Below are 24,141 nucleotides of genomic sequence, written 5' to 3' on the forward strand. Positions count from 1 at the left end.
TCTGATGGAAGGTGCCAGTTTTATAAAAATTTGAAAGGCTCGTCTTGTTTTAAAACAAGATGAGCCTTCTTTTCGTAAAGGTGAAAATAGATTGCAAAGACATTTTTTTAGCCTTGATGAAGAAATTTCACGCAAACCGGATCAGGCACGGAAATTTCTGATGGCAAGCGTGTCAATTTGCCGGTTTCAGGATCGCGTTCAAATAAGACGGCGTTGCTTGATTCTTGGTTTGTGGCGATCACAAATCTTTCTGTCGGATCGAGGACAAAGTCTCTAGGCCAATGGCCGCCGGTGCTTGTCCATTCAACAAATTCAAGCTTGCCCCCATCATTTTCTACCTTGAAAACAGCAATGCTGTCATGGCCGCGGTTAGCAGCATAAACGAACTTGCCGTCGGAAGAAATGTGAATGGCGCTGCCTTGGCTGTTTTCTGCGAAATCTTCCGGAATTGCTGGGATGTATTGCAGCTCTTGAAAGCTTCCTTCATCTGCATTATAAGAAAGAACGATCACTTCATTGCTTAATTCCGTCATCACGTAAGCGAATTTTCCGTTTGGATGAAAGACGATATGGCGAGGGCCGCTTCCAGGTTTAACAGAAAGGCTGCTCACCTTCTTTAAAACACCTTGATCACAAGAGTAGGTAATAATTTGGTCAATTCCTAAATCAACAGCTACAACATAATTTTCATCTGGTGTAAACCCCGAATAGTGAGCGTGCGGTTTTTCTTGCCTTTCAAGATTAGGGCCTGAACCTGTATGTTCTGCAACGCTTGCCGCTGGATTTGCGCTTTTGTCTTCATTCAGAAAGTAAGCCTCGATCGTTCCGCGATGGTAATTAGCGGTGACGACGAAATGGTTTGCTTTGTTGACGCTGACGTGGCACGGAGAAGGTCCTTCCGTCACTTGTCGGTTGATGCTTTGCAGATCGCCTGTTTGTTCGTCAATGGAAAAAACAGCAAGCCCCCCTGAATTTCCGTCTTTAACAACCGAATATAAATTTTGATTGTCTTTGGAAATCGCGACATATGTCGGATTGTCAAGCTCTGCTGCTACTTTAGCTTCACTAAGCTCTTTTTTCTCAGTGTCCAATGTAAATTTGTAAATGCCTTTGCTTTCACCTTTCGTATATGTACCGATATAACCGATGAATGGATTTGCCACGAAACATGCTCCTTTCAAATATACTTTTCTAGAATTATATCATGGAAATTCTCCTATTTTTCTATTTTAAAATTAGACGAAAATTTACAAATAATTAAAATCAACTAAATATTTCGATATTACAATAATTGAGGTTAGAAAATTTTAGGGAGGAGTTTTATTTGAGAAAAAGAAAGAGACGCTCTATGCTGGCTGGAGCTTCCGCTGTTTTGCTTGTTCTTGTTTCCGTGTTAACACCGATACATACGTATGCAACAGCAACAGTTGCAGGAGACGCCGAGCAGCAGATGGAGGAACAAACGAAATCAACGGATAAACCAAATCAAGAACAACCGCTTCATCAAAATGACAGCGAGCCAAATGTTGAAGAAAACAACTCTCAGCAAAACGAAGTTCAACAGGACAAAAGTGATGAAAGACAGCCTGATGCAGCAAATGAAGAAGTGAAAGAACCTGCAAAAGGAGGGGATCATCCATCTTTTCCGGTTAATGAAAGTGAACAAAAGCAGCAAAAACCAGAACAGCAAGATACTGATACAGTTCCCGAAACTTCAAAACAAGAACCAGAAGCAAATTCACAATCTACCCCCCAACTTGAACAGCAAGCTGTAACACTGCCACTGGAAATTGTTCATCAGCCACCGGCAGTCATTCAAAAAGGCCGGCCGCTTAAAATTGATGCGGAAGGAAAAGACCTTGCAGAGTTGACATTGTTTTATCGTACAGCTCCGGGTATGCTTGTGAAAAGCATGAAAATGGAGAAAATAAATGATACAACCTTTACGGCAACTGTACCAGAAAGCGACTTATGGTCTTATACTTTTTCTTATTGGTTTGAAGGGAAAAATGAGACAGAAACAACAAGACTTCCAATAAATTCTTCTGAAACCTTTTCAGTAGCTATTCAACAAGATGCGGAACCGGATTATCAAAAAGTTCCGAAAATCTTAATCACCGAACTGGCTCCAGACACGTCAAATGTCGGAAGTGCTGACGGATATGAATTTATTGAGCTTTACAACAATTCCAACAAGCCGATTGAATTGCGAAATTATGAACTGCATTATCAATATCCGGGCACAACAAAAGCCGATCAAGTTTTTCAATTTTCGGGCAATCAAGTGATAGCTCCGCAAAAAACTTTCATTCTCTGGGTGAAAAATAGTTCTAATCAATCTTTAGGATTGGATGATTTTAATCAATTTTACGGAACGGATTTGAAAGAAAGCGAAGTCCAAGCCTTGCCATTTGAAGGAATGGCTAACAGCGGCATCCGGGCATTAGCTGTTTATTCAAAGGATGGTTCATTAGTATCTGCAGCAGCATATAATGACGGAGCAGATGATGTAGAAAGAGATAAAGGAATCATTTATCAATTTACGGAAGAGACGAAAATGAAAAAAATTGGCTTAAGTGAAAAAGCTAATCCAGGTGCATTCATCGAAGGGCAAGTGCCGAAGACACCTGTCATCATTGAAGAACCTGATGACAAGGAAGCTCCTGTCATTACGCATCAGCCGATTTCAGAATGGAAAAGCGAAGAACCATTAACCGTAAAAGCTTCAGTTACAGATAATAAACAAGTCCGTTATGTCACATTATTTTATAAATTGACGGAAAATGAAGCATACAAATCGGTTCAAATGGCTGAAAACGGAAATCAAAATGAATATAGGGCGGCGATTCCCAGTGCAGACATGTGGGGAAGCGAACTCCTATATTACATAGAGGCATCAGATGGAACAAACACGGTTAAAACCGAGGAATACCATGTTCAACTTAAAGCTCCCAATGTTGATTATCAAAAAGTGCCAAAACTTCTCATCACTGAAGTAGTTCCGGACAGCGCCAATATAAACGGATTGGACGGTTATGAATTTATTGAAATTTATAATAATACTAATCAAACCATTGACTTTAAAGATTATAAGATTCGCTATCGCTATCCACAGGAAGGTGCAGAATCCGATCTCATTTGGGGACCTCCTGATGATGATCAATCACTGCAAATTCCTTCAGGTGGGACGCTTGTATTTTGGATCATCAATCAAGGGAATGCCTCGTTGACTGTTGAAGATTTTAACAAACATTACGGTGTTTCGTTAGAAGAGAACAAAAACATTGTGAAAATTTATAATAACGGGATGGCCAACAGCAGTGCGAGATCATTGGTAATTGCCACAAACAGCGGAAAAGAAATTTCTGTTGCTCATTACAACGATCAAGTAAATGTTGATGATACAAAAGCGGACAAAGGGATTTTGTACAAATATCCTGCAGATGGAAGCAATATAATGCAAAAAATTAGTGCCGGCGTGGAGGCGGCAACACCCGGATCGGTAAAAGACGGACAGACTCCGAAAGGGAAAGTAACGGTTCCAGCCGATTCAATGGCGCCAACTATTGAAAATTTAACAAATACTGAAAAAGCCATGGAAACGGATAATATTTTCATCAAAGCGGAAGTAAAAGATAATATCGAAGTCAAAACCGTTTCTTTATACTACCGGACAAAACTACAAGAACCATTTAAAAAAGTGAATTTAGAAGAAAACTATAATTCGAGATTATATGAACATACGATTTATTCGCCTGAATTAATTGGGAAAAATATAGTTGAGTATTACTTTGTCGCTGGCGATGGGACGAATATCCAAGAGTCTCCTCATTTTACGGTTCAAATTGAAAGTGCAAATAAGAAGCAGGGCTTGCGGTTAAACGTAGAAAACGGGCAAATTGTTTCCAAAGAAACCGTTGTGAAGGCAACAGGCGATCTTACACCTGAGGAGCTTTCCTTATACATTGACGGAACAAAACAAACAAACACATTCCGTACAATTGAATCCGACGTTTATTTTGCCTTTGATGTTCGGAAAACGAATCTTTATTTTCAAAACGGTGTGACGATCGGTAATGACATTTTGCGGATTTTCGATGACACCATTAATCAATATACAACAATTACGGTTCCGGTTTCGCCGGAAAGGCTGAAAATCGGGGAAGATTTATCAATTGCGATTAGGGCAGGCACAAAGGTCAGTCCATTTGATGAAACATCTGAAGAAAATCGAGATGATTTTTATGTAAAAAATGTGCGATTAGTTTTATCTGACGGCACAGCTCTATACAGCAGTGAGCATCAAGAACCCGAACAGGAGATTTCCGTCGGCGACAGTGCCGGATTAAGCCCGGTTGTCGAATTTACGTTCAATATTCCGGATGAAAAATTTACTTCCCTCGGTTACTTATGGAATAGCGAAAATGAAGAAGATGGCGAGCATGAAGTGAAAGCAGTTGACCAAAAGGGGAATGAAGTGAAATCGACAGTTATTGTCGATAACTCAAAGCCAATCATTAAACCAACAATTGAGGAAGGAAAAAAATATAAAGGATCTTTCGTGATTGATGCTGAAATCCAAGATAAATGGAGTAAAATTAGGTCGATCACGGCCAAATTAGATGATCAATATATCGATCTTCCATTTGCCGCTTCATCAGCACAGCTCGCACCCGGCAAACATCAACTTGTCATTACAGCGGTTGATGAAGCGGGCAATGAAGGAAAAAGCGAAGTCACTTTCTATACAGTGGATGAACACCCGCTCTTACCTGATTTTTCCGATACAGATGAGGACGCTTTAAGTGCTAAATTGTCCGTGAGAGTGACGGATCCGACAAAGGACGATCTTGATGTATCTTTCTTTCAAGCTTTTCAGTATAAAGCATCAGATGAAGAACATGTAGATATTTTGCAAAATGCATCTGATACAGAACCGCCTGCTGGATTTCAAGTTGAAGGCGAAAAAGTTCTTTCGAAAGATGAACGCAGGAAGTTGGAAAACGCAGATGGCGAGGCGCTTGCAACAACATCAACTGAGCAGTTTCCGTATCATCGCTTCAACGTTACCGTTGATCAAAAAGTTGATGAAAATGATGAAATAGAACTTATTTGGAACGGTTCTTCATTGCCGGGACGAAAAGTGACGATGTATGCCTGGAACAATACGGAAAATAAATGGAAGGAAGTTGCTACACAAATTGCCGGTGAAGAAAGATTTCAATTGAAAGGGAGCGTAATTGCGAAAGACTATGTGAAAAACCAAAAGGTGAGCGTGATCGTTCAAGACCAAATCGCGCAAACTATAGATTATGATTATACGTTTGTATGGATGAGCGATACGCAATATTATTCGGAAAGCTATCCCCACATTTATCAAAAACAAGTCGAATGGATTCGAGATCAAAAAGATAATCTCAATATTCAGTATGTATTTCATACAGGTGATCTAGTCGATGAAGCTGATGATCATAAACAATGGGCTGTAGCTGATCAAGCCATGAAAGTGCTTGATGATGCAGGAGTCAGATACGGAGTTCTAGCCGGCAATCACGATGTCGGCCATAAAGACGGAAACTACAACAATTATTATCAATATTTCGGCGAAAATCGGTTTGCAGGTCGTGACTATTATGGAGGGTCTTATAAAAATAACCGCGGTCATTATGATTTAATTTCGGCGAACGGAAATGATTACATCATGGTGTATATGGGCTGGGGCATTACAGATGAAGATTTGGACTGGATGAATTCGGTTCTTGAAAAGTATCCGGATCGGAAAGCAATTTTAGCATTCCATGAATATTTGCTTGTCAGCGGAAACCGCAGCCCGATTGGGAATCAAATTTTTGAAAAAGTGGTGAAACCGAACAAAAATGTGATGGCGGTATTATCCGGACATTATCATGACAGCGAGACATTAGTCGATGAGATTGACGATGACGGGGATGGAGCGCCTGATCGAAAAGTTTATCAAATACTTGCGGATTATCAAGGCGGTCCAGAGGGCGGCCAAGGCTACATCCGTTTGCTGCATTTCAATACAGATACGAACCAAATTTATGTGAAAACATATTCGCCTTATTTAGACGACTACAATTTTTACGATCCGGAACAGTATCCAGGAAAAGATGAATTTATCATTGAAACCGATTTACAACCGCAAGAGAAAAAAGTAGCAACAGATTCTTTTGTTGTCAACGTCTATACCGACAGCTTGATCGGCAAAGTCGAAAACGTTCCGAGCGGCGAAGTGGCCTCTGTCATGTGGCATGATTTAGAGCCAAACCAAGTGTATTATTGGTACACGGAAGCGGAAGATCAATTTGGCGGTAAAACGCGCTCATCGATTTGGTCTTTCCAAACGAAAGAAGGTGAAATTGTTCCAAATCCGGCTGATCCGGGAGAAGGCGGAAATGATCCGGAAAAAGACAACACGGATAAAGGTGGTCAAGACGATAAAACACCTTCCGAAGGTGGCAGCAAAGACAATAAAACACCTTCCGAAAGCGGCGGTCAAGAAAAAGATCAAGATTATTCGGGTAACGAAGATCATCCTGAAAACGAAAATCATAATGGAAACAACGGTAGCGGATCAGGCGGCACAAATAATCCTTCTGGTACGGATGGAACTACGGATGGAACGAAATTTGAACAGGTGAGTGAGAATCAAGATTCGGCATCACTTCCGGATACAGCAACGTACGTGTATCGCTGGCTGCTGATAGGCATGCTGCTGATAGCAATGGGAATGATGCTGAAGATTCGTCAGCGGCAAGCTATTTACAAATAAAATAGCCAAACCCCCAAAGCACACATGTTTTGGATGTTTCTTTCTGAATTTTATCCATTGAAATATTATAAAAGAGAAGGGAAAAAAATAGCCCTTCTCTTTTTTTCCGCAATTTACCCACGTAATTAAAAATCTTTCTCATTCTGATAATTATTATGTAAAATCACACTTCCAGCTCAGCGAACTTAGACTCCGGCCAATCAAACCGCTTCCTTTTTACAAAAAATTCAGGACTAAATCCTGATAATAAGAAAAATGCTGAAATATCAACGTTCAACTTTTTAAAATTTCCATACAAAGAATCAATATCATCCGTTTACAATCGTGCCGCCGTTTACGTGAAGAATTTGCCCTGTCATATAAGTAGAATCGCCGCTAGCTAAATACACATAAGCAGGTGCAACTTCAACCGGCTGCCCCGGGCGCTTCAGCTTTGTATCGGCACCGAATGAAGCGACTTCTTGGCTGTCAAATGTAGAGGGAATTAGCGGTGTCCAAATGGGTCCCGGAGCGACGCCGTTGACACGAATGCCTTTAGGAGCCAATGATAAAGCAAGAGAACGGGTAAATGACACAATGGCGCCTTTTGTTGCCGAATAATCAATGAGCTGCTCATTGCCTTGATAAGCTGTGACAGACGTCGTATTAATGATGACGCTTCCTTGCTGCATATAGGGAAGAACTGCTTTTGTCATGAAAAAGAACGAAAAAATATTGGTTCGAAACGTTCGTTCCAGCTGTTCTGCTGTAATGAATTCAATTCCTTTCTGCGGATGCTGCTCGGCTGCATTGTTTACTAAAATATCCACTTTTCCAAATTGATCTTTTGCTTTCTTCACCGCTTGCTGGCAAAATGCTTCGTCGCCGATATCGCCGGCTATTAAATGACATTTGCGCCCGAGTTGTTCAACATAGCCTTTCGTTTCCTTTGCGTCTTCATGCTCATTTAAGTAAATGATGGCCACATCGGCACCTTCTTTGGCAAACAGCACCGCAACCGCCCTCCCGATGCCGCTGTCGCCGCCGGTAATGATCGCTGTCTTTCCTTTAAGCTTTCCGCTGCCTTGATAAGAAGGATCATCAAAGACCGGTCTTGGATTCATAAACGATTCAATCCCCGGCTGCACATTTTGCTGCTGAGGCGGCAAAGAGTGTATCAAATTTTGCGGTTGAACCATAGAAACTCCTCCTAAAAATAAAAGTATATAATTAGTATGAGGAGTCGGGGGAATAATAAACGTTCTTTCAGTAACAAACGAAAAGTTCCGGAAATAATAACCAATAAAAAAATTTTTTTATAACCATTCCTTTTCCCATTTCTAAAGGGTTTGGGCAAAATTTAAAAAATGAAAAATAGGTTGAATGATAAAATAATTAAAATTTGTAATGTTCTATATTTCAAAAAATGTTTACTGGTCCGTTTTTAAGATGAAAAAGAGGAGACTTTTGACTTAGTTAAGCCAATTAGCAAAATGATAGCGTATCTTCAAGATTATGTTGCAATAAAATATAGGCATTTTATAACAGCTGTTATACTCCATCGTCCTCTGCGGTCTAATTTTCCCATTTGTATGAAATTTTATAGATGTTCGATACTCTCTAAAAGACGGATTTTTCTATTACCGCTATTGATCCTCTTTCTGTTCCTTCCCTTTTTGCGTTTTGCCAAATCTACTACATTAGATTCATTCTTTATCATTTTTTACAAAAAATTAAAAATTTCTAAATATATCTTTCCTATAATAGAACATGATTTGGAAAAAATAAAATAATTGGAGGAAAAAGGATGAAACCTTTAAGCAGTTTGAAAAGAGCTTTTATTGTTTTCACTGTCTTTTTGTTATCGTTTACAACAGTGTTAACAAACGTAAGCTTTCATGCAAGAGCTGAAACTCGCTTGGCAGAATCATTGTTTATTTCTGAGTATGTTGAAGGGTCAGGAAGCAACAAGGCGATTGAAATCTTTAATGGAACAGGCCAATCAGTAGATTTAAACGGCTATGTGATTGAACTTTACAGTAATGGCAAAACAAATGTTGAAAGACAGCTATCTTTGCAAGGAACGCTAGACGATAACGATGTTTTCGTCATTGCTAACCCTAATGCGAGCGAAGCATTACTTGGACAAGCTGATGTAAAAGATGCAGTCGCAAATTTTAATGGAAATGATGCTCTCGTTTTAAAGAAAAACGGCGAAATTGTTGATGTATTCCATACAGTAGGAAATAGTGATGAGATTGCTGCAGATGTAACACTTGTTAGGCTTCCATCTATTACAAAAGGATCGGCAACATTTAATCTAGCAGAATGGGAAAAGCTTCCGAAAGATAGTTTTAATCATATCGGCAAACACCGTCTAGACGGTTCACAAGAAGAACCACCAACGGATGAAGTAAAGAAAATCAGTGATATTCGTCAAACAAACGGAAAAACGGTAACAATTGAAGGAATTGCCACCGCTGTTTTTGTCGCCGGCGGTAAAACGAATGTGTACATTCAAGATGATACAGCCGGAATGATTGTCAGAGCTGCTAATCTAGACAATAAAGTACAAATTGGCGATCATATCAAAGCCACTGGGAAAACGTATCAATACTATGATATGGCACAACTTGATACAACAACAGATCAAGTGGAAATTATCAAGCCAAACATTGGCGCACCACAGCCGCAAACGATTTCCTCTTCGCAATTAACGGAAGAAGTTGAGGGTGAATTGGTTCAACTTCATAACGTAACGATCGATTCGGTCAATCAATATGAAGAACGGGTTGCCCGTGATAAAGATGGTACATTTTTTATTAAATCCCCCCTTGTTGAAGTTAACAAAAACTATGAAAAAATAATCGGCGTCGTCGAGTATAGTTTTGGAGAATACAAACTCATTCCGAGAAATGAAGCAGATATCATTGAAAACAGCAGGAAAGTATCTTCTCTCATAGCTGCACCTAAGCCAGGGTTAGTAGCTAAAGGGACAAAAGTGGAACTGTCAACGGCGACGAAAGAGGCAAAAATTTATTATACGATAGACGGATCTGAACCTTCCACCAAATCTCTAGAATACACGAAACCAATTGAAATTACCGAGGACATCACCATTAAAGCAATTGCGATAAAAGCAGGATTGCAAAATAGCGATGTCGCAACGTTTACTTATCAAATTGGTAAAGATTTAAACCAATTAGACATTCATGATATACAAGGCGAAAGTCATACATCCCCCTATATCGGCAAAAATGTCAAAGGTGTCGATGGAATTGTCACCTACATTGATGGCCATAATGTATATATTCAAGAAGAAAACGATGATGGTAATCCGAAAACATCTGAAGGACTTCTCATTTACAAAAGAAATCACGGTCTGTCCATCGGCGATCATATTTCTGTAGATGGCGAAGTGAAAGAATTTGTCTTAAACGGTTATGCCGATAAACACGAGACAGATTTAACGTTTACAGAAATAGCGGCAACAAATATTGAAACATTATCAAAGGGGAACAAACTTCCGGAGCCAATTGTTTTAGGTGTGAATGGACGCATTATTCCGGATAAAATCATTGATAATGATTCATTTAAGCAATTTGATCCTGAAGAAGATGCGATTGACTTTTATGAAAGCTTGGAAGGAATGCGCGTTCAACTCGAAAACCCAACCGTTGTCGGTCCGCAGGAATATGGAGATGTCGCTGTTGTTGTGGAGAATGGGACAGAACAAGTCAAAACAAATTTTGGCGGTTATAAATTAACAAAAGATGATCAAAATCCAGAAATATTATATGTACAGGCTGGCCGTAATTTTGCCGCAAAAGTTGGCGATTCATTTTCCGGCAAAATTACTGGTGTTTTAAGCTATGATTACGGCACATATAAAATTTACCGTGATATAAATGAACCGCTTCCGCCATTAATAGATGGCCGTTCACAACAAGAAACAACGACAATTGAAAAAGCAGAAGATAAATTAACGGTTGCAACCTATAATGTTGAAAATTTTTCTGCGCTGACAGATGAAAAGAAAGTTCATAGAATTGCAGATTCGATTGTTCATCATTTAAAAACTCCAGACATTATCGGGTTAGTTGAAGTGCAGGACAATGATGGTCCGATTGACAGCGGTGTGACCAACGCTGATGAAACGTATAAGCGTCTAATTAGCAAAATTCAAGAACTCGGCGGTCCAACTTATGAGTTTACAGATATCGCTCCCGAAAATAATCAAGATGGTGGACAACCTGGAGGAAATATTCGTGTCGGATTTTTATTCAATCCAGAGCGGGTAAAATTAACGGAAGGGAAAAAGGGAACAGCTAGAGAAGCTGTCGCTTATGAAAATGGACAGTTAACTTTAAATCCTGGACGTATTGCACCAGATCAATTTGTCGATACTCGCAAACCGCTTGCAGCACAATTTGAGTTTCAAGGTGAGGACGTCATTGTTATTGCAGCACATTTTAATTCCAAAAGCGGTGATTCACCATTATTTGGGAAAACCCAGCCGCCCGTGTTAAAAAGTGAAACGGAACGAATTCGTTTCATGACGGAAGTAAACGGGTTTGTCAAAGACATTTTGGCGAAAAATCAACAAGCAAATGTTATCGTTCTCGGTGATATGAATGACTTTGAATTTTCCAAACCGCTGGAAGCATTAAAAGGTTCAGAGCTTACAAACTTAATGGACAAACTTCCTGAAGAAGAACGTTGGACGTACAACTATCGCGGAAACTCTCAAGTACTTGACCATATTTTAGTTTCAAACCGTTTAGCAAAATCGGCAGAAATTGATATCGTTCATATAAATTCACCGTTTATGGAAGAAGATGGGCGTGCAAGCGACCATGATCCGATCGTGGCACAAATTGATTTAACGCCATTGAAAACGATTAACATATTACACACAAACGACTCTCATGCCCGTGTTTTTGAAGGGGCATTTGATGGCATGGGATTTGCAAAACTTTCAACGTTAGTTAAACAATTTGAGAGAGAAAATGAGCATACAATTTTGTTGGATGCCGGCGATACTTTCCACGGAACAACATTTGCCACTTTGGAAAAAGGAAGCAGTATCGTAAAAATAATGAATGCCATTGGCTATGATAACATGGCTGCCGGAAACCACGATTTTAATTACGGATATAACCGATTGTTAGAACTTGCAAAAATGGCTGATTTCCCCATTTTAAGCGCTAACGTCATTTATGAAGACACGGGTGAATTAGTGCTCGATCCTTATACAATTCGAGAAATTGACGGAGTGAAATTCGGGATTTTTGGCCTTTCAACACCTGAAACACATTACAAAACACATCCGAAAAATATAAAAGGACTGAAATTCACTGACCCTGTTGCGGCAGCGAATAAAATGGTGAAAGAACTAAAACAGCAAGACGCAGATGTCATTATTGCCTTGACGCACTTAGGAACAGATGAATCAAGTACAGACACAAGCTTAAAACTTGCACAGGGCGCTCCCGGCATTGATTTAATTGTCGATGGACATAGCCATACAGTTGATGACATTGAAAATAGCGGCACATTGATTGTGAGCGCTGGTGAATATTTAAAAAATCTTGGAGTAGTGGAACTGACCTTTGATGAAAACAATCAGTTAATCAAAAGAGAGGCATCCCGTATAACAAAAGAAGAAGCTGCCAATATTCAACCAGACCCGGCGATTGAAAAAGTCATCAGCGAAATTGAGAATTCACAGGAAGCTATTTTAGCAGAAGAAATAGGTTATACAAATGTAAAATTAGATGGTGAACGCGAACAAGTCCGTGCAGGCGAAACGAATCTTGGGAACTTAATTACAGATGCCATGTTGGAAATCACTGGCGCAGATGCAGCATTAATGAATGGCGGCGGCATCCGTGCCTCCATTGAAAAGGGCGTTATTACAAAAGGTGATGTCATTACAGTGCTGCCATTTGGAAACTACATTCAGACAATAGAAATTACTGGGGATGACTTGAAAAAAGCATTGGAAAACGGTGTGAAATCATTCCCTGCTGTTAGCGGAGCATTTCCGCATGTAGCGGGCATAACATTCGCCATTGATGCTAGTAAACCTGCGGGAGAACGCATCCACTCCGTAAAAATAAACGGCAAGCCAATCGACATGAAGAAAACTTATACGTTAGCGACGAATGACTTCCTTGCTGCCGGAGGCGACGAATACACCGTTCTTTCCAACTATCCAGTTACAGGAGAGTACCAAGCGCTTGATGAAGCAGTTATCGAATATATTAGAAAACGAGGAACCATTGAGCCAAAGGTAGAAAACCGCATCATCGCTGCACCATCACCAATTGACGACGATCGATATGACAATGCCGGCGACAATGGCGGCCAAGATGACAATGGCAATAATGAAGACGGTCGCAATGGCTACAATGACGGCAATGACAAGGATAACCATAACGATGGTGGACAAGAGGACAACAATGGCAGCAAGAATGGAAATGATGGCTCCGATGAAAATCAAAAAAGTAATTTCATAAAAGTCCATTTGAATGATGGAAAAGCTACAGTCGATGACAATGAATTTGTAAAAGCTAATCCAAAAAAACCTATCCGGATCGATTTAGGAAAAGAAAAATCAGTAGTCGTCCAATTAACGGCAAAACAAGTGGCAATGTTAAAGAAAAATGGCCAAAAACTTTTTATTTTGAATGAGGATGTTGAAATGCAAATCCCATCAGCCATTCTCCCAAACGGTGGAGCATTCATTGAATTGAATCGCCTGAAAGATATTGAAAATGCAGTCAGTGCTGTATATGATTTTACAATCTTTGATCAATACGAAAATATCATTCATCAATTTGATCACCCGGTAACACTTCTTTTCAAAGTAGACGCGAATAAAGTGAAAAACGTTGACAACTTAAATGTCTACTACTTTAATGAAAACAAACATCAATGGGAATTTGTCCAAAAAGGGAAATATAAAGATGGCAAAGTATCAGCTGAAACAGACCATTTTAGCAAATTCACTGTTTTCGAGACAGATCCAAGTTTTGGAACAAATCAGGACAACACCGTCAATCAAACAAGTGAAGAAGGCTCATCTCAAATCAATAAATTACCAAACACAGCTACTTCTTCATTTAATCTCATTGCATTAGGGGCAATCCTTCTAATTTTAGGAGGAGTACTTGTCTCCATTCAAAAAAGGAAGACTAATTAAGAAAGGCGAACGGAGCTGACTCCAAAACATAGGGTCAGCTCTTTTTATAACTTAGCTTCTATTCTATTTTAAATTCAGTTAAGTTCCTAAAAAAGTACTATAAAAAATCCCACCTCAAAGAGGTGAGATCAATTACAGAACATTGAAATACCGTGCTTCAGGATGTGAGACGACGAAGGCAGAGACGGATGCTTCCGGTTCCATCATAAAGCCTTCCGTCAGCTGGATGCCGATTTTTTCAGGCTTTAACAGCTTAAACAGCTTCGCTTGATCTTCTAAGTCTGGACAAGCCGGATAGCCAAATGAATAGCGCTGACCTTGGTATTTTGCTGCAAACCGTTCCTGCATTGTGAAGTCAAGTGGATCCGGGAAGCCCCATCGGTCGCGGATCAGCTGGTGCGTCCGCTCTGCAAGACCTTCTGCCAGCTCCAGCGCCAATGCTTGAATCGCATGGCTCCGGAAAAATTCACCGCTTTCTTTAAACTGCATGGCGATGCTGCGAATGTCTTTTCCAGCAGTTACGGCAAACAGGGCGATATAATCATGCGGTGTTTCATCTGACCGTTCGCTTACATAGTCGGCAATGCATAAAAACGGCGGCTTTTCCTGCCGAGGGAATGTAAACGTCTCAATGATTTTATCTTTTGCAGCCGGATCTAAAATGTGAATGGAGTTTCCTTCGCGATAGGCCGGGAAAAATTGATAAATAGCAGATGGACGGAACCAGCCATTTTCTTTCCCTAAACGCAGCAATTCATCTATTTCATTTTTTAGTTCTACCGCTTTTTCCTGTTTTTCCAGAAGCATCTGTTTGACATTGCCTTTTAATCCGAGATGGTGTCCTAAAAGCATTTGCATGTTCACATACGGGACGACTTGGGCAATATCAATGTTTTGAATAATGTGTGGATTGCAGTCAACTGGATGATATACGGTCGGTTTGGACACAGATGATTTTTTTTCAATGATCATAACAGGTTTGCTGCTTTTCTGTCTATTCTGTTTTTCCTCAACTGCGACCGTTCTTTTCTCAAGGAAAGCATCCGGGTTTTCTCTCAGCTTATTGGCAAGCGACAGCCCGTCCATTGCATCTTTCGCATATAACACAGGACCGTCATATTCCGGTGATATTTTTTGATCGGTAAATTTGCGTGATAATGCAGCACCGCCGACTAAAATCGGAATCGAAATGTTGGCTGTTTTTAAGTCTTGTGCTGTTAACACCATTTGCTGGGCTGATTTGACGAGCAGTCCGGAAAGACCGATAATATCAGGCTTTTCATTATTGACCGCTTCAATCAGCTGCTGCGGCGCAACTTTAATGCCTAAATCAACGACGCGGTAGCCGTTGTTGGAAAGAATAATGTCAACTAAATTTTTGCCGATGTCATGGACGTCGCCCTTGACTGTAGCTAAAATGACTTTTCCTTTGCCGCTGTCATCTTTTTTTTCCATATACGGTTCTAAAAAGGCGACAGATGCTTTCATCACTTCCGCACTTTGAAGCACTTCAGCAACAATCAGCTGATTGTCGTTAAACAGTTCGCCGACAATTTCCATTCCTTTCATTAACGGCCCGTTGATGATATCGAGAGGATCATCATATTTTTCTAGTGCCAGCTGCAAGTCTTCGATTAATCCTTGCTTTGTTCCTTCCACAACGTATTGTGCGAGCCGTTCCTCCAAGGTTAATTCCGTTTTCGGCTTTTTTTCCTCTTTCTTTTTGTCGCGGTAAAAGTTCGTAAATTGTGCGAGCGTCTGATCATTTGTTTCAAATAATAAGTTTTCTGCCAACTTCCGCTCTTCCTCAGGGATCGAAGCGTACCGCTCTAATTTTTCCGTATTGACGATCGCATAATCGAGCCCTGCCTGTGTGCAATGGTATAAAAAAACGGCGTTTAATATTTCTCTGCCGACCGGCGGAAGCCCGAAAGAAACATTGCTGATCCCGAGAATAGTTAAACAGCCGGGAAGATGTTCTTTAATTAAACGGATCCCTTCGATCGTTTCTTGGGCAGATCCGATATATTGCTCATCACCTGTGCCGACAGGGAAGACAAGCGGGTCAAAAATAATGTCGCTTGGACTTATACCGTGTTGATTGACTAAAATGTCATAAGACCGCTTGGCAATCTCCAGCTTTCGCTCCGCAGTCAGAGCCATTCCGTCTTCATCGATTGTTCCGACGACAACAGCCGCACCGAATTGTTTCACAAGCGGGAGAACTTCTTCAAACCGTTCTAAGCCGTCCTCTAAATTGATCGAGTTGATGATCGCTTTCCCTTGTGAGTATTCGAGCGCTTTTCTGATGACATTGGCGTCGGTTGAGTCAATGACAAGCGGCGCTTTTACTTTTTTTACAACCTCGCGGATGAAGTTTTCCATATCTTCAAGCTCGTTTCGGTCCGGATCGGCGAGACAGACATCGATGACGTGGGCGCCGTTTTTCACTTGAGCGCGGGCGATCTCCGCTGCTTCTTCAAATTTTCCTTCCGCAATGAGACGCTTGAATTTACGCGAACCGATGACGTTTGTGCGTTCACCGACAAACAGCGGGCGCATTGATTCATCATAGCGAAGGGGCTCGATGCCTGATACCGTATGTTGATTTTGCTTTTTGACGATTTTTCGCGGTGTTAAGCCTTCCATTGCCTCCCTTATTGCGCGAATATGTTCGGGAGTTGTTCCGCAGCAGCCGCCGACCATATTAAGCCAGCCTCTTTCTGCAAACCCTCTGATTTTTTTGGCTAAAGATTCCGGTGATTCATGGTAGCGACCTTCTTCATCAGGCAGTCCGGCATTCGGATAACAGCTGACAGCGGTATTGGCGATTTCAGACAATGTGCGGATGTGATCGGTCATGAATTCAGGACCTGTCGCACAGTTTAAGCCGACGGCAATTGGATTCATATGTTCAGCTGAAATGTAAAACGCTTCAATATCTTGACCGGCAAGAGTTGTTCCCATCGGTTCTATCGTTCCGGACAGAATGATCGGCACTTCTTTCTTGAGCTTTTGAAAAGCTTGTTGAATTCCTAAGTAACCTGCTTTCACATTGAGCATATCTTGGCTTGTCTCAAGTAGAAGTACATCAACGCCCCCCTCTAACAGTCCTTCCGCTTGAACTTGATAAGCTTCTGCCAATTGTTGGAATGTGACGCCGCCTGTAACGGAGAGCGTTTTAGTCGTTGGCCCCATTGATCCTGCCACAAAACGAGGCCAATCCGGTGTTGAATATTTTTCTGCAGCGCGCTTTGCAATCTCCGCTGCTTTTTTATTTATTTCAAAAGCAAGGTGCCCCAAGTTATATTCCTCGAGGACGATGCTTGTACCGCCAAACGTATTTGTTTCGATAATATCAGCGCCTGCTTCAAGGTACGCTTCATGAATACGGACAATCGTTTCAGGGGAAGTGATGTTTAAATATTCGTTGCATCCTTCATATTCTTCACCGCCAAAATCTTTCGCAGATAATTCTGCAGCTTGAATCATTGTTCCCATGGCTCCGTCTAGTATTAAAATTTTTTTCTCCAGCTGTTCCTTTATGTTATACATGGGAAATCTTCCTTTCTCGTTTTGCCTTTTCTTTTTCATGAATGTATTCCGTCAGCTCGACTGTCATCTCATAATGCAAAAACGGAGTGATTAAGTAAATGCCGTTAAACAGGTCAAATGCTGCGTCAATAAGCGATTTTGCAATGGCAAGTCCTTCTCGTTTTCCCTTTTCTTTATCATTGCCTGCTTTTTGCATCTGTTCGCGAATCGAATCGGACAATTTAATGCCTGGCACTTCGTTATGAATAAATTCAGCATTGCGGCTGCTTATTAACGGCATAATCCCGAGATATATCGGAACATTCAGATGTTTTGTTGCTTCATATACTTCTTCGATCAGCTTCTCCGAGTAGAGCGGCTGCGTAATAAAATAATCGGCTCCGCAGCTGATTTTTTTCTCAAGTCTCTGAACTGCGCGATCAAGATGTCTTACGTTCGGATTGAAGGCGGCGGCTACAGTAAAGTTTGTTTTTTGACCAAGTGATTTTCCGGAGTATGACAAACCTTCATTAAATTGCTTAATTAAGCTGATTAAATCAAACGATGATAAATCATAGACAGAGGTTGCACCCGGAAAATCACCGATTTTGGACGGGTCGCCGGTGACCGCTAAAATATCGTGCAGGCCAAGCGTATGCAGCCCCATTAAATGGGATTGAATGCCGATTAAATTTCTGTCACGACATGTTAAATGAACGAGCGGGCGAAGCTGGAAACGGCTTTTCACAATATTTGCGCAAGCAACATTGCTGATTCTTGGTGTAGCAAGGGAATTATCCGCAAGCGTAATTGCATCAATCCCCGCTTTTTTCAACGCTTTTGCTCCTGTTAAAAATTTTTCCAAGCCGAGCGTTTTCGGCGGGTCCAATTCTACAATCACTGAGCGTCTGTTTTTTGCAATATCTGGGAGAGGAGTTTCTTGACTTTCTTTCGTAGGTAAAACATGAATTGGAACATTTCGTTCTTTAACTTCTTTCTCTGTGACAGGAGGTAGGTTTGATACTGCTTCAGCCATTGCCCGAATATGTTTCGGCGCGGTTCCGCAGCATCCGCCGAGAAGCCGGACACCTTGTTTTCGGAATTGAAGAGCCGCTTCATAAAAATAGTGTTCATCTGATTCATAAACTAATCTTCCGTTTTCATACCTTGGCAGGCTGCCGTTTGGAAAAGCGGATAAAAAGGCATGTTCAAACAGCGGCACTTCTTCCAGCGATTGCAGCATATGATAAGGGCCTAAACGGCAATTGAGGCCGACAATATCTGCACCAAGTTCTTCAAGCATTTTCAAACCGTCTGCCAATCTTGTTCCATTTTGAAAGACGCCTTGTTCGTGCAAAGAAACATTTGTGATAATGGGCAAATCCGTTTCTTTTCTAGCTATTTGCAAAACGGTTTTCAGTTCTTCCAAGTCGTAATAGGTTTCTAAAATAATGCCATCTACGTTTTCGGATAAAAGGACATGAAGCTGCTCACGAAAATTTTCGGCAATGTCAGATAGCGTGAAGGCGCTTTTTTGAAACGAACGGATGCCGCCGATTGTTCCGATGACATACCCTTTGTTTTCCGCTTTTTGTAACGCCCTCTTTGCAAGTTCAACCCCTTTTTGGTTGATGATCTTTATATCATCTTCCAGCCCATATCTGGCAAGCTTTATGCGATTGGCGCCGTATGTATTTGTTTGAATAACAGTTGCGCCTGCGTCTAAATAGGCTGAATGAATCCGTTCTATTTCTTCCGGTTTTGAAACGTTTAGCTCATCAAAGCATCTGTCTATTCCGAATGAGTATAGTAGAGTCCCCATTGCTCCGTCGGCAATTAATATATGATTTTGTAAATCTTGTAAAAGCCCCATAAAAAGTCCTCCAATCAAATGAAATAGGCGCCTGCAAGGAGGCGAACACCTATATAAAAAAGAAAAGCCTTCTAAGAAGAAGACTTTTTCTTGAACATTTTCCCCTTCTTCTTATCTTCCGAGCGCAAATTTACGCATCGCTGGATTTAGCACCTTGGTACCCAAAGTTTTTGGGTAATCCGGTTGCTGAAGGTTCATCGGGCCAGTCCCTCCGCTTCTCTTGATAAGAACGCTTTACCGTATGAAATTTTAAAACAACGGATTAATCCTAATTTAACGAATTTTATCAAAATAATCAATATAAAATTTCAATTTTGTGAACAGGGCAAAGCTAGCGAAAATTAATAAATTGTACGTCGATCGGCAAGTCGGCGCTTTTCACAGCTGCAATCACTTTTTGCAAATCGTCCTTGCTTTTGCCGCTTACCCGGACTTGGTCGTCTTGAATTTGGCTTTTTACTTTTAGCCCGGTATTTTTGATCAGCGCATTGATCTTTTTCCCGTTTTCTTTGTCAATTCCGTTGACAAGTTTGGCTTTTTGTCTGACAGTGCCTCCTGAAGCCTTTTCGATTTTCCCGTACTGAATATTCTTGGTTGCGACACCGCGTTTAATCATTTTGCTTACTAATACATCTTTTAGTTGATTCAGCTTATATTCATCGTCAGAGATTAGCACAAGCTCATCTTTTTCTAGGGATATATCGCTTTTAGATCCTTTGAAATCATATCTGTTTACAATTTCTTTTTTCGCCATTTGAATGGAATTGTTCACTTCGGCAATATCCACTTTTGAGACGATGTCAAATGAATTCTCCTTAGCCAACTTTTTACCTCCAATAACGTTATTTACATTCATTATAGTGAATGTCGTTCAGTTGAACAACTCTTTTAGGGGTTCCTCGCAAATTAAATGAAAAAACCGTTACTTAAAGCAACGGCAAGGAAATTAATAGCTGCTTAAATGCAATTAAGCTAATGATGTCGCTTTAGAACATTTAGGGGAAAGAAAGTCTTGTAAGTTTTTTACTGCTTCGAGCGAATCTTCTCCTTCAGCGCTGATGACTACATGACCTTCTAAAAAGGCGGAAAAACCGAGCATGCTTAAAACGCTTTTCGCATTTAATTGGAGCTTTTTTGTTTGGAATAAAATGTAGCTGTTAAATTTGATCGCTTCATGGACAAGGGAAATGACATATTCCGGCTCCATCTCTTTTGTAAGATACACGGAAATTTCATGTTTCTTCATTGTGCCACCTCTTGTATACTTATTTTACAATATCTTACATCAATAAAGGATAGATTCCCACATGTTTGTCATTTCCTCTTACATATAAAAAAATGACCTCCGCTTTCGAATATGGAAACGTTTTGGATTTCTCTGTTTTTTAATGAAATGAATGGCCTAATCAAATTGAAAGTTATTGCCCCGCCCATGTTTTATTAGACAAAATGAAAACAAAAGCTAGAGAAAAGATGCATACTGTAAGATAAGAAAGCGTCTTTATCTTTCAGAACGTCCGGATAGAAGAGGTGGAAGACTCGCCTTTAGAGATATTTCAAAAAAAGAAAAAGCCCGACAGGCGGGCATTATAAATGATCCGTTTTCTTTGAGTATTGCCGTTTTCCAAGCTCTCGATTTTTTTCCTTCAATAGATTTTTTTCGTGTCGTTTTGCATTGTTGTCTACAGCTTTTTTATCATTATCGCTTGTTTTGGACATTCAGGAAGCTCCTTTCCATACTGTTATATACTTATGATTTCCATGAAGCTTCTTGAATATGTTTATTTAGAAAAAATACAGCAAGGGTGCCGGGGCCAGAGTGTGCACCAATGACAGCACCGATCGTATGGATGATAATTTCTTTTGGATGAAACGTTTCTTCAATTAATTGTTTTAATTCGAGAGCTGCTTCTTCATCATCACCATGGCTGATGGCGATTGTCTGTTCACTCAATCTGTCTCCACGCTCTTCCATCAGCTCAAGAATTCTCCGGTAAAGCTTCTTTTTCCCGCGGATTTTTTCCAGCGGGATCAGCTTTCCTTCTTCGACATGCAAAAGCGGCTTGATATTTAGCAGTCCGCCAACAAACGCAGATGTTTTGCTGATTCTCCCGCCGCGAGCCAAATATTCCAGGCGATCAACTGTAAAAATGTGCTCCATATGACTGCAATACTCTTTTACTGCATTTGCCATTTGTTCTAAATCAAGTCCTTGTTTTGCTAATTGAATGGTGTAGCGGACAGCAAGTCCATACCCAAGTGAAGCACATTTCGAATCGATAATTTGCAGTTTCCAATTCGGATATTTTTCAAGCAATTGCTGCTGAACCATAACGGCAGTTTGATATGTACCGGACAATTCGGAAGAAAAGGCAATATACAGCGCCGGCTGATTGTCTTTCGCCAGCTTTTCAAATTGATTGGTGATTGTTTCCGGTGATGCTTGTGATGTTTTAGCAACGTTTCCAGCTCTCATATAGTCGTAAACTTCTTTTGGTTTGATTGTCAATTGATCCTCATAGTCCTTCTCGCCAAGGTGGACACGAAGAGGGATGAAAGAAACGCCTTGATCGTTTAAAAAAGAGACAGGCAGATCACAAGCACTATCAGCGATAATGTGAATATTCATTAATCACACCTACTTTTTTTCATTTACATATAGTCTATCTTGATCACAAATAGAAAACAATACATTTTGTGCAAACTGAAAATTTAAAAAAGAAGGACAAAAAATCGAGTAGGAGGGAGCGATTAACTCCCGTCCTCTCACACCACCGTACGTACGGTTCCGTATACGGCGGTTCCATTAAGATAATTGACGCAAGTCTTTATAACTTCCGTGAATAGCTGTTCTCTTTATGCCAGTGGTCACTCCACCCTCCAAGAGGTCTCCCACGGGATTCACCGCTTCCTTCCTCAAGTGAGGTACTACGTTTTCTGTGTTCATCATGACTCACTGAATGCCAAGGGCTATTCTCTCTTAATTGTTCGGTCCTTCTTAGTAGTTCTAAACCAACTAATACTATGACCTCTGCTGACTTCTGACTGTTCAGCTATCTATCACTAGATAGGTTACCAAGGTTACTTGGCGTGCCAGCCAGACCTCCCCGGGTAAGAGTGTAATCTTTCCTTCCATCCATCTGCTTCATTTACTCTGTATCACCTTCGGCAGAAAGGGCTTTGTTTTGTCTTGCAAACTCACCCAGTGATACCTAGCCTCATATGAAGTTCGTGTTCCGAGAGACCTTAAAGTTTGCCGCTCGCTTCCTTCAGATTCCGCGTCACCACGGACACCCTTGCGTTAAGCTAACTGCTACTTCTGCCTTCGCAGCTCGGGACTTTCACCCTATAGATTACACCCATGCCGGGCGCACAAGAAAAAATGGACGAAACAAGAGGAGCTCGTTTCGTCCATTTCATATTTATTCCTTGTTCAAAATGTGCCGTACAATCGGCATTCTGGATGGTGTTATGCCTGCTCGATTTTTTCTCGATGCAGATGCTGTACAAAGATTGGTCTGTTCAAATTCGATCTGTTCATTATAAAAACAGCTCTTAAAAGGATTCGAAAATGAACGGAAGGGCATTATCCTTCGAAGCTTGCTTCGTTATTGGCTCTTGCTTCTGATTCGGCAAACGTCATACGGTATGGAAACTTTTCATCATGTTTTTTGACAGCACCTTTTCCTTGCTCAATGAATCGTTTCGATTTATTCCGTTTGCCCAAGTTGGAATCCCCCTTTTGATCATTGACGAAATGAGTTCGTCAATTATAGGATATCCCTTTTTAAACATCTAAATCCTTGTCAATTGTTGTGAGGTGTAAAAAGATCATCGAACTTTTGGACTTTTGCAAAGATTAAAGGGACAGCAATTCCTTTAAAAATTTTGCAACTCCGTCTTCTTCATTTGTCAGCGTAATTTCATCAGCAATCTCTTTGAGCGGCTCAATTCCGTTTCCCATTGCAACGCCTAATCCCGCATATTCGATCATTTCCAAATCATTGTCTTCGTCGCCAAAAGCGATAATTTGCTCTCGAGGGATATTGTAAAATTCGGCGATTTTTTGCAATCCGACTGCTTTATTAATGCCTGCTCGGATAATTTCAATAACATGCCACGGGTGAGCCCAGCTTCTGTGGTCTACAACTTCCGCATGAACTTCATTTAAATAATGGCGAATCCGCTTGACATTTTCTTCGTCTGAATGGATTAACATGCTTGTGACATCGCGATTTAAAACAGCTTTTAAGTTGCCGATTTCAATTTTCGGATTTCCTATACTGAAAATATCCAACCATTGTTCATTATGGTAATGAAAATAAACATGATCAAGCACTTCTGCTAAAATGTTATGGACTTGATGCTGTTCGGCGATTTCTACAATCTCTTTTACAACAGATACATCAAGGGTTGTATGATGAAATCCCCAGGATTCATCCAGCGGATGATGGACAAAGGCTCCGTTAAAATTGACAATCGGGGTTTTTAAATTTAATTCTTCGTAATACATTTTGCTCGAGCGGAACGGCCTTCCTGTTGAAATGCATATGATATGCCCTTCTTCTTGTGCTTTTTGCAAAACATTTTTTGTAAAAGGAGAAATCGTTTTGTCATCTTTCAGCAATGTGCCGTCTAAATCCAATGCGATTAAATGTTTTTTGGCCATAATCTCTCCTCATTTTTTGTTTTTATTTAGTGTATCTTTTTTCCATCTTTTTTGTCCATATGTTAAACTAATTTTAGCAAAAAAAT

The 24,141-nt window shown here is 40.6% G+C and carries 12 protein-coding genes and 1 riboswitch; of the genes, 2 read left to right on the forward strand and 10 right to left on the reverse strand.

Features of this window, described 5'->3' with window-relative positions:
• Positions 1-107: 107 nt before the first annotated feature.
• Positions 108-1,163, reverse strand: coding sequence for a lactonase family protein (locus tag NSQ44_RS05215; RefSeq protein WP_094245327.1), 1,056 nt, complete (start codon positions 1,161-1,163; stop codon positions 108-110).
• Positions 1,164-1,324: 161 nt separating this feature from the next.
• Between NSQ44_RS05215 and NSQ44_RS05220 the strand changes: the two genes are divergently transcribed.
• Positions 1,325-6,793, forward strand: coding sequence for a lamin tail domain-containing protein (locus NSQ44_RS05220; protein WP_340855427.1), 5,469 nt, complete (start codon positions 1,325-1,327; stop codon positions 6,791-6,793).
• 308 nt (positions 6,794-7,101) lie between these two features.
• Here NSQ44_RS05220 and NSQ44_RS05225 read toward each other — a convergent pair whose 3' ends face one another.
• Positions 7,102-7,971, reverse strand: coding sequence for an SDR family oxidoreductase (locus NSQ44_RS05225; RefSeq protein ID WP_340855430.1), 870 nt, complete (start codon positions 7,969-7,971; stop codon positions 7,102-7,104).
• A 608-nt stretch (positions 7,972-8,579) separates the two neighbouring features.
• Between NSQ44_RS05225 and NSQ44_RS05230 the strand changes: the two genes are divergently transcribed.
• Positions 8,580-13,979, forward strand: coding sequence for a 5'-nucleotidase C-terminal domain-containing protein (locus tag NSQ44_RS05230; protein ID WP_340855432.1), 5,400 nt, complete (start codon positions 8,580-8,582; stop codon positions 13,977-13,979).
• A 132-nt stretch (positions 13,980-14,111) separates the two neighbouring features.
• Here NSQ44_RS05230 and metH read toward each other — a convergent pair whose 3' ends face one another.
• The 8 genes from metH to NSQ44_RS05270 all read right to left on the reverse strand — a co-directional run bounded on the left by metH (position 14,112) and on the right by NSQ44_RS05270 (position 24,055).
• On the reverse strand, positions 14,112-17,534 hold the full coding sequence (metH, locus tag NSQ44_RS05235; protein ID WP_340855435.1) for a methionine synthase: 3,423 nt from the start codon (positions 17,532-17,534) through the stop codon (positions 14,112-14,114).
• Positions 17,527-19,386: a bifunctional homocysteine S-methyltransferase/methylenetetrahydrofolate reductase gene (locus NSQ44_RS05240; RefSeq protein WP_340855439.1), complete on the reverse strand. Its 1,860-nt coding sequence runs from the start codon at positions 19,384-19,386 to the stop codon at positions 17,527-17,529. The genes metH and NSQ44_RS05240 overlap by 8 nt, the downstream gene beginning before the upstream one ends.
• Before the next feature lie 108 nt (positions 19,387-19,494).
• A riboswitch (SAM riboswitch) is annotated at positions 19,495-19,616 on the reverse strand.
• A gap of 101 nt (positions 19,617-19,717) precedes the next feature.
• Positions 19,718-20,209, reverse strand: coding sequence for a YajQ family cyclic di-GMP-binding protein (locus NSQ44_RS05245; RefSeq protein ID WP_094245332.1), 492 nt, complete (start codon positions 20,207-20,209; stop codon positions 19,718-19,720).
• 144 nt (positions 20,210-20,353) lie between these two features.
• A complete protein-coding gene (locus tag NSQ44_RS05250; RefSeq protein ID WP_063387027.1) occupies positions 20,354-20,632 on the reverse strand; it encodes an HPr family phosphocarrier protein in 279 nt (92 codons plus the stop codon).
• Between the two features lie 341 nt (positions 20,633-20,973).
• Positions 20,974-21,105: a DUF3941 domain-containing protein gene (locus tag NSQ44_RS05255; protein WP_082829462.1), complete on the reverse strand. Its 132-nt coding sequence runs from the start codon at positions 21,103-21,105 to the stop codon at positions 20,974-20,976.
• Between the two features lie 31 nt (positions 21,106-21,136).
• Positions 21,137-22,015, reverse strand: coding sequence for a DegV family protein (locus NSQ44_RS05260; protein WP_094245333.1), 879 nt, complete (start codon positions 22,013-22,015; stop codon positions 21,137-21,139).
• 957 nt (positions 22,016-22,972) lie between these two features.
• A complete protein-coding gene (locus NSQ44_RS05265; RefSeq protein ID WP_094245334.1) occupies positions 22,973-23,113 on the reverse strand; it encodes a competence protein in 141 nt (46 codons plus the stop codon).
• Between the two features lie 132 nt (positions 23,114-23,245).
• The gene (locus tag NSQ44_RS05270) at positions 23,246-24,055 is read right to left on the reverse strand and encodes a Cof-type HAD-IIB family hydrolase (RefSeq protein WP_066248385.1); all 810 of its coding nucleotides are present in this window, start codon (positions 24,053-24,055) and stop codon (positions 23,246-23,248) included.
• Between the last annotated feature and the right edge of the window lie 86 nt (positions 24,056-24,141).

Source organism: Aeribacillus sp. FSL M8-0254 (assembly GCF_038008845.1).
Lineage (GTDB): Bacteria > Bacillota > Bacilli > Bacillales > Aeribacillaceae > Aeribacillus > Aeribacillus composti.